The sequence below is a fragment of the Candidatus Nitrosopumilus sp. bin_68KS genome (genome assembly GCF_054095825.1).
This window is the reverse complement of record NZ_JBSWSP010000022.1, coordinates 39,057-47,313: the sequence shown is the minus strand read 5'-3', so window position 1 is coordinate 47,313 and position 8,257 is coordinate 39,057. Positions and strand designations below refer to the sequence as shown.

Genomic DNA, 8,257 nt, shown 5'->3' with positions numbered 1-8,257 from the left:
AATTAAACCACATTAAGAAAATTTATGACAGAATCAAAAAAGAGACAGAAACAAAACACAAGATGAAATTGAAAATTAATTTTGGAACCATGATTGAGGTGGTAAGAGCAGCACTTACTGCAAATGAACTTGCAACTACTGCAGAATTCTTTAGCTTTGGTACCAATGATTTGACACAAGGAACATTTAGCTTTAGTAGAGAAGATGTAGAAGGTAAATTCCTTCCAGAATATATGGAAAAAGAACTTCTTGAGAGAAATCCATTCCAATCAATTGATGTTAACGGGGTAGGTAGTTTGATAAAAATTGGCGTTACTGCAGGACGGGAATTACGACCAAACATGGAGATTGGAATATGTGGAGAGCATGGAGGAGATCCAAGCTCAATTAAATTCTGTCATAGTATTGGTCTGAGTTATGTTAGCGCATCACCACATAGAATTCCTATTGCAATAGTTGCAGCAGCACAAGCTGCAATAGAGCAACCAAAAAAAGCAAAATCAAAGAAAAAGAAAACAAAATCAAAGAAAAAATAAATAATTCCAAATCAAAGTAATTTCATTATGACAAAAAGCATTAGCTATTCAGATGCAGGAAAAGATTGTAAATGGTCCACTACCGCACCAACAGAAAAAGAACTTATGGATAAAGTAACCCAACATGTGATAGAAAAACACAAAGAAATTGAACTAAACCCAGAATCAATATCTAGCATAAAATCATTAATCAAAGATATCTAGAAACTATAGCAGGCAGTAAAACCATTCCGTTAAACTATAGATTTTAAAACTAATCAAGATAATCCAAAATGAGATGTTACCACGTATTGATTCAATAAAACAAATAAGACAAAAGATAGGGATTACACAAAAAAAACTGGCCACAATGACAGGAGTTAGTACTTCAATGATTAATCAAATTGAATCAGGTAGAAGTCAGCCAAGCTATGAAACAGCAAAGAGAATTTTCGATAATCTTGCAAAACTAGAAGGGGAATCATCATCTCATACAGCAGGGGATTTTTGTAGTAAAGATATTGTAAAGCTAAAACCAACCAATACACTTCATGATGCAATCAAAAAAATGCATCAATTATCAATTAGTCAAATTCCTGTTTTTAGTAATTCTGAAGTTGTGGGAGTGGTGTCAGAAGATGGTATTGTAAAACACTTAGCAGATGTAGGAGAATCAGAACTAAAAAAGGCCAAACTTGCAGATACGATGGATCCTGTACCGCCAATAGTAGATTTTGACACCCCAGCAAATGTACTTGTTCCATTAATTAGATATTCAAAATGCATTCTTGTTACAAAAAAATCAAAAATTGTTGGAATAATTACCGCATCAGATACTTTGAAAATGATGGAATAATCATTCTTTTGGATGAGAGCATAATTCTGCAAGAACCCCATGAAGAGATTTTGGATGAATAAAAGTAACTTTAGTTCCTGCAGATCCAGGTCTCACTTTACCTAAGAATTGAATGCCACATCCTTCCATCCTTTCTACTTCATCTTCAATGTTATCAGTTTCTAATGCCATATGATGTAATCCAGGTCCTTTTTTATCAAGGAATTTTTTGATTGGACTAAAATCATTTGTTGGTTGCATTAATTCAACACGACCATTTTCTAAATGAATAATTGCAACTTTAACTCCTTCAGTTTCTACTGTTTCAAATTCGACGCTGTCTACACCTAATGCTTGTTGATACACTTTGGCGGATTCCTCAACATCGTTTACTGCGATTGCTATATGATCAATTTTCATCTAAAAGACATTCTCAACTCACAGTATTAATGGATTTATTTTATTTTAAAATTAGAAAATTTTTGTATCGTGACTAGAACAATGTTCGGGTTTTATTAAGGAACAAATAATACCAATACTCCAAGATGGACGAATTAAAAATCAAAAAAGATTTTACAGATATTTACACACAGGATTCCCCATATGAATATCTAAAAGAAATGGACAAATTAGAATATTCCATTTCAGATTCTACAAAACCATTGTACAACTCCATCATAGAACAATTAGAAAAATCATTATCAAGACCCATCAATGTTTTAGATTTAGGAAGTTCATATGGCATCAACGCATCATTGATGAAATATAATTTAACAATGTCAGAATTGAATGATTTCTTTTTAAATGGATCTGAGCCTACGAAAAATGAAATTAAACAATTCTACAAGAAATGCGACAGCAAGGATAACATGAATTTCTATCAAATAGATATTTCAAACGAGGCTCTAAAATTCTCAGAAGAGATGAATTTGTGTGAAAGAGGGATGAATGTTGATCTTGAAGCTGAAAAATTAAATCTGCTAGAATCATTACCCAAAATGGACATAGTGATTGCAACTGGATGTGTTGGTTATATCGGCTACAAGGCATTTTTAAATCTATTAAAAGTAATTAAAAATAGACAATCCAATTCAATCAAAACTGAAACAGAGTATATCACACCAATCTTTGCATTCTCTGTTCTCAGAATGTTTGACATGGAAGATATTGAGGAAGTTTTTGAGATGTATGATTACTCTGTTGAAAAAAGTGACATAAAACCAATACATCAAAGAAGTTTCTCAGGCCCTAAAGAAAAAGCACAGACTTTATCTTTATTGCATGAGATGGAAATCAATACTGAAAAATATGAAGATGACGGGAATTTCTACGCAGACTTTTATGTTGCAAAAAGCAAAAAATAAAATCTATTAAAAATAAAATTTCACAGTAGTTTTGAAAATAAATTCATAAAAGATCTAATTAAAAGACTTCTTTTGGCCTATATTCACCAAATACTTCCCGGAATGTATTACTGATTTCACCAGTTGTAGCAAATGCTTTGGCAGCAGTAATTATGTAAGGCATCAGATTTTCATCAGTATCTGCAGCACTTTTCATCGCAGACAGTGCTTTTTCCCATTTGTTTTTGTCTCTAGAATCACGTAACTTTTTGAGTGCTTTTTTCTGTTGAATTTCCACATCACCGCCAATACGAAGTAAGTCAGGTTGTTTTTCTTCTTCAGAATATTTGTTCATGCCAACAATTATTCGTTCACCGTCATCGATTTCTTTCTTTAAACGATATGCATTAGCTCGGATTTCAGATTGAAAGAATCCTTTTTCAATTGCTTTAACAGAGCCGCCCATTTTTTGTATTTTTTTAAGATATTTCCATACACCATCTTCAATTTGGTCACATAATTCTTCAAGATAGTAAGAACCTGCCAGAGGATCAGCCGTTTTTGTAATTCCACTTTCATGTGCAACAATTTGTTGTGTTCTAAGTGCAATTTTTGCAGACTCTTGAGTAGGAAGAGCCAATGCTTCATCTCTAGAATTTGTATGAAGTGATTGAGTGCCTCCTGCCACAGCTGCCATTGTTTGAATTGCAACTCGAATGATATTATTATCTGGTTGCTGTGCAGTCAATGATTCACCACTGGTTTGAGTATGAAATTTTAGTTGTAGTGAACGTGGATTCTTTGCATGAAACATTTCTTTTAAAATTTTTGCATAAACTTTTCTTGCTACCCTAAACTTTGCAACTTCCTCAAAGAATTCAATAGTACAGCAAAAAAAGAATGAAAGACGGGGGGCAAAATCATCAATTTTCAAACCTGCGTCCAAACAAGTTTGAATGTATGCAATAGCATTTGCCAATGTGAATGCAACTTCTTGTGTAGCAGTACACCCAGCTTCTCTCATATGATATCCCGAAATTGAAACGGGATACCATGATGGAACTTTTTCTGCACAATAGCCAATCATATCACCAATTAATCGCATCGAGGGTTGAGGAGGATAGATGTAGGTATTTCTTGCAATGTATTCTTTTAAAATATCATTTTGAGTTGTTCCACGAAGTTCATGGCTTTTGAATCCCTGAGCTTCTCCAACGGCAATATAATATGCAAGCAGGGTAGATGCCGTGGAATTAATTGTCATTGAAGAGCTAACTTTACCTAGAGGAATGCCATCAAAGGCAGTCATCATATCTTTAATGGATGTTATTGATACACCGACTTTTCCCACTTCACCTTCTGCTTGAGGAGAATCAGAATCATAACCAATCTGAGTTGGCAAGTCAAAGGCCATGCTAAGCCCAGTTTGTCCTTTTTCAAGCATGAATTTGAATCGTTCATTTGTAAGTTTAGCATCACCGAATCCAGAATACTGTCGCATTGTCCAGAATCTTTCACGAAACATTTCAGGATGAATACCCCTTGTGAAAGGATATTTTCCTGCATCCTCAAGAGGTCTTTTTTTAGCAGATTTTTGATAAATACGTTTTACGGGAAAAGAGGAATCAGTAAAAATTTTCTTTTCAGGACTTTTTGATTTTATTGATTTTTTTGCAGCCATTTTATCACTTTAACAAGGATTTTGTAATTTTATCTCCTGCATCAAATGGATCTATGGTTTTTGTTTGTAATTTTTTGAGGTATTTTGAGAATGATTTATCAGAATCTAACATATGATCCATCTTTTCTTTGATGTTATTTAAAACAATATCCTTTAGTTCGTCTTCAAGTCGTTTTTGCTCTTTTTCCTTCTTTAATTTCTTTTTAGATACCATCATTTCTTTGAGAGTTTTTGCAAATAATGTAATTCCAGAATTCTTTTTTACAGATGTTTTAAGGATAGTTGGATTTCTAACAGAATCTCCAATAAAGTCTCTAACTGCATCAAATAGTTGATTTGTTCCAGCAAGATCACTTTTGTTTACAAGATAGATATCACCAATTTCAGTCAAACCAGCTTTGATAGTTTGAATGCTATCACCAGTATTGGGATTAAAAACAACTACAGTAATGTCTGCAATATTAGAAATCTCAACTTCTGTTTGACCAGCACCAACACTTTCAATTATTATTGGATTAAATCCAGCATATTCTAAAATTCGAATGCTATTACGTAATGAACGAGAAACTGCACCTGTAGCACCACGGGAAGCAATACTTCTGATGTATGTTCCAGAATCTGTAGATTCAGTCATTCTAACTCTATCACCAAGTATAGCACCACCAGTGACATGGCTAGTAGGATCAATTGCAAGAACAGCAGGTTTTGTTCCTAATTTTTTCATCTCTACTGCTGTTTTGTTAATCAGTGAACTTTTTCCAGCACCTGCAGGACCAGTGATTCCAATGATAATGGCGTTGCCAGTATCTTTGAAAATAGTCTTTATGATTTTTTTTGCTTCTTTTTGATCATTTTCCATAATGGTAATGGCTTTGGCAATTGCACCTCGTTTTCCTCTTTTCAAATCTGCAAGCATATCCATCACACAATTAGATTTCAGAGGTGCAATAAAATCTTGTATCTGATCTAAGATTTAGAATAGATTACAGGGGGAGCAGGATCACCAAGCGCATGAATTTCAGTTTTTAATTGTACATGTCCAAATTCTTTATGATCAATTTCTAAAACTACAGGATGTATTGCCCAACCATATTTCGGTACAGTTTGAAATGGTACAATTTCAATAAATTGATAATCATAGAATGTTTTTTGGAAAGACTCACCCATTCCAAGTATTTCCATGACAACAGTAGTTGTCTTTTCAGATTTGTCAAGAAATGAAATTTCCACATGTCCAGTATCATAGTACACTGCATCTACCTGAAAAGTTTGACGTAGTTCATCTTTGTTATCAGTTGCACCACCTATGAGAAAAACTAATGCTAAAACAGTAAAAATTCCAAGAAAAATTGGAGGCCCAAGTTTTTTAGCCATCTTTGAATTCTCGTCTCATTCGTCTTAGGAGTTTTGAGTTGATTCTAATTCTTTCCAGGGTTTGTGTTTGAGTTCTCTCAGTTCCAGGAGTAGGATTTTTTTTGAAAAATGTTTTAATTTCTGATTCCATCGAGTCATCAGCTACAGAAGAGATACTGGCCACAATTCGGTTAAACAAAGGATTTCCATGACCTACTTTTTTGTTAATTTTTTTCCAATTTTTCTTCAACCATGACCACAAAACCTTGTCACCGTATGGGTTTGCAGCAACCCTCATGATGGGTAATTGCATATTTTGAGAACGGACATTTGGAGTTTGAGAAAAATCAAGTGATTTGAGCAAGAGTTTTTTGTCTTTGAAACTACACATAGCGCCAAGGAATCGAAGTTTTTCTTCCATAGTTTTTGCATTCTTGTATAATTGGGTTAATTCTGTATGAGTTTTTAAATTTCCATTCCATGCAGCTATTGAACAAATAGGTTCTACTAAATCAGGAGTAAGTGAACTAGGAGATTTTAAGAATTTTTTGTATCGCCTAATAGCCTCATCAGTGACTTCATCATCATTCATTTTTCCCAATGCTGAAATTACAAAAGAACGTAAAAGAGCATCAGTGTGTTTGTCTGATTTTTTTGGTTCCCATCCTAAATTAAATAAAATTTTTCTAAAGTAATTTACAGCGTAACTTCTAATCTCTTCGGCAAATTTTTCATCAAATGCTCTAAAGTATAATGATGCCAGATTATGTGCAACATTAACTGATGCAAGATAACTATCTTCATCAAAATAAGCATCAGAAAAGTCAAGATAATTTCGAATTTGCTCATTCCCAGAAACACAAAGTGAAAATAAATCATTTTGAATTGCCCATCTATCAATTGCAGGGATTCGTTTTTCATCTACTAACATTTTCAAATCAAGAAGAATCCCTTCATCGTATTTAACACGATAGAATCCTTTTCGCCCATAGTTTACAACAAAACCCATGGTATTTTTAGGCAAATTCACGGACATTGATTTTTTTGTAAATAATTTTTTAGAAAATTCACCATCCAATCCTAAAGATAATGGAATGGACCACAAGCCCTTACTGAATTTTTCATCTGATTCAAGCAAGTACCTTTTCTGTTTTAGTTTGAGGACATTTCCATCTTGAGCAACTTCAACTAATGGAAATCCAGGTTGCTTGAGCCAAGTGTGAACCATAGATGAAACTGGCATTCCAGATGCTTTTCCAATCGCATTCCACAAATCTTGCCCTTCAGCATTTTTGTATTTGAAATCAGACAAGTATTTTTTTAGGCCCTTTTGGAAATTTGGCTCTCCAACATAATTCTCAAGCATCCTCAACACACATCCACCTTTATCATAAGAAATTGCATCAAAGATTTCTCGAATTTCAGCAGGGGAATTTACTGTAACATCAATTGGATGTGTTGTTTTAAGAGAATCAAGACCCATTGCCACATTCATTGCATCCTCAATGAATTGATTCCACAAATCCCATTCAGGATAAAATTTGTCTACAAACTTTGTAGCCATAAATGTAGCAAAGCTTTCATTGAGCCACAAATCATTCCACCATTTCATAGTAACTAAATTTCCAAACCATTGATGTGCAATTTCATGTGAGATTACTTCGGCAATGAATTGTTTAGTTCTTGTCGATGATGTTTTAGGATCATAAAGAAGAATTGTTTCTCTAAATGTAATTGCTCCCCAGTTTTCCATTGCACCTGCTGCAAAGTCAGGTACTGCAATTAAATCAAGTTTAGGTAGAGGGTATTTTATTCCAAAATATTTTTCATAAGATGTTAAAAGTTTTTTCCCTAGTTCTAGGGAAAACTTTCCTTTTGATTTATTGCCTTTTGTTGTGACAACCCTGATCTGAATCTTTCCAACTTTTCCTGTCAGATACTCAAATTCACCCACACCAAGATAAATCAAATATGTTGAAACAACAGGAGTCTTTGCAAAATGATAAACTGTTTTGGCGCCAATTTTTTTCTTTGATTTAATTGGCATGTTTGATATTGCGGAGAATCTATTATCAGCAATTATCGAAATTTCAAAAGTAGCCTTAGCTTTAGGTTCATCCCAACATGGAAATGCACGTCTAGCATCTGCTGCTTCAAACTGGGTTGTAGCAAGATATTTTGTTTTTCCATTTTGATGATATTGGCTTCTATAGAATCCAAGTAGCCTATCATTTAAAATGCCTTGAAATTCAATATTGATGATAACTTTACCTTTGATTTTTTCAGATAATTTGATTTGTAATTCTTCTTTTTTTGCATCAAGAACCGTAGTGGATTTTACAAGATTTCCTCTTGATTGTACATGGCATGAGATTATTTTTAACTCAGCGCAGTCCATAGAAATTGTATTTGTAGATTTTTTACAATCTGCAGTAATGATTTCAGTGCCAGAAAAAGTGAATTTTTTAAGATCAGGCTCAAAAGTTAACTCATAATTAATCGGGGTAACGTCCACGATGAAATTACTTTA

At 33.7% G+C, this 8,257-nt stretch carries 9 protein-coding genes; 4 read left to right on the top strand and 5 right to left on the bottom strand.

Going from position 1 to position 8,257, the window contains the following annotated elements; translation table 11 throughout:
• The 3 genes from ACW9W3_RS09105 to ACW9W3_RS09095 all read left to right on the top strand — a co-directional run.
• Window positions 1–536 (top strand): putative PEP-binding protein (locus ACW9W3_RS09105; RefSeq protein ID WP_457765828.1); only part of this gene is annotated, 536 nt, incomplete at its 5' end.
• A gap of 27 nt (window positions 537–563) precedes the next feature.
• The gene (locus ACW9W3_RS09100; RefSeq protein WP_457765827.1) at window positions 564–740 is read left to right on the top strand and encodes a DUF1059 domain-containing protein; all 177 of its coding nucleotides are present in this window, start codon (window positions 564–566) and stop codon (window positions 738–740) included.
• A gap of 73 nt (window positions 741–813) precedes the next feature.
• On the top strand, window positions 814–1,371 hold the full coding sequence (locus tag ACW9W3_RS09095) for a CBS domain-containing protein (RefSeq protein ID WP_457765826.1): 558 nt from the start codon (window positions 814–816) through the stop codon (window positions 1,369–1,371).
• On the opposite strand, the gene mce is transcribed toward ACW9W3_RS09095, so the two are convergent.
• Entirely contained in the window at window positions 1,372–1,770 is a 399-nt protein-coding gene (gene mce, locus ACW9W3_RS09090; protein WP_457765825.1) for a methylmalonyl-CoA epimerase, read from the bottom strand.
• A gap of 125 nt (window positions 1,771–1,895) precedes the next feature.
• Here mce and ACW9W3_RS09085 point away from each other — a divergent pair, with 125 nt between their 5' ends.
• On the top strand, window positions 1,896–2,714 hold the full coding sequence (locus ACW9W3_RS09085; RefSeq protein ID WP_457765824.1) for a hypothetical protein: 819 nt from the start codon (window positions 1,896–1,898) through the stop codon (window positions 2,712–2,714).
• Window positions 2,715–2,772: 58 nt separating this feature from the next.
• Here ACW9W3_RS09085 and ACW9W3_RS09080 read toward each other — a convergent pair whose 3' ends face one another.
• Genes ACW9W3_RS09080 through ACW9W3_RS09065 form a run of 4 tightly spaced genes read right to left on the bottom strand, consistent with a single transcriptional unit; the run spans window position 2,773 to window position 8,242 of the window.
• Window positions 2,773–4,374, bottom strand: a complete 1,602-nt coding sequence (locus ACW9W3_RS09080) for an acyl-CoA mutase large subunit family protein (protein WP_457765823.1) — start codon at window positions 4,372–4,374, stop codon at window positions 2,773–2,775.
• Window positions 4,375–4,378: 4 nt separating this feature from the next.
• Window positions 4,379–5,296, bottom strand: a complete 918-nt coding sequence (gene meaB / locus ACW9W3_RS09075; protein ID WP_457765832.1) for a methylmalonyl Co-A mutase-associated GTPase MeaB — start codon at window positions 5,294–5,296, stop codon at window positions 4,379–4,381.
• A 44-nt stretch (window positions 5,297–5,340) separates the two neighbouring features.
• Complete coding sequence (locus ACW9W3_RS09070; protein ID WP_457765822.1) at window positions 5,341–5,748, bottom strand: hypothetical protein; 408 nt, start codon at window positions 5,746–5,748, stop codon at window positions 5,341–5,343.
• On the bottom strand, window positions 5,741–8,242 hold the full coding sequence (locus ACW9W3_RS09065; RefSeq protein ID WP_457765821.1) for a M1 family metallopeptidase: 2,502 nt from the start codon (window positions 8,240–8,242) through the stop codon (window positions 5,741–5,743). The genes ACW9W3_RS09070 and ACW9W3_RS09065 overlap by 8 nt, the downstream gene beginning before the upstream one ends.
• Window positions 8,243–8,257 lie beyond the last annotated feature (15 nt).

Coding starts and splice junctions, on each gene's coding strand:
- ACW9W3_RS09100 (WP_457765827.1), top strand. CDS start 564: ATGACAAAAAGCATTAGCTATTCAGATGCAGGAAAAGATTGTAAATGG.
- ACW9W3_RS09095 (WP_457765826.1), top strand. CDS start 814: ATGTTACCACGTATTGATTCAATAAAACAAATAAGACAAAAGATAGGG.
- mce (WP_457765825.1), bottom strand. CDS start 1,770: ATGAAAATTGATCATATAGCAATCGCAGTAAACGATGTTGAGGAATCC.
- ACW9W3_RS09085 (WP_457765824.1), top strand. CDS start 1,896: ATGGACGAATTAAAAATCAAAAAAGATTTTACAGATATTTACACACAG.
- ACW9W3_RS09080 (WP_457765823.1), bottom strand. CDS start 4,374: ATGGCTGCAAAAAAATCAATAAAATCAAAAAGTCCTGAAAAGAAAATT.
- meaB (WP_457765832.1), bottom strand. CDS start 5,296: ATGGATATGCTTGCAGATTTGAAAAGAGGAAAACGAGGTGCAATTGCC.
- ACW9W3_RS09070 (WP_457765822.1), bottom strand. CDS start 5,748: ATGGCTAAAAAACTTGGGCCTCCAATTTTTCTTGGAATTTTTACTGTT.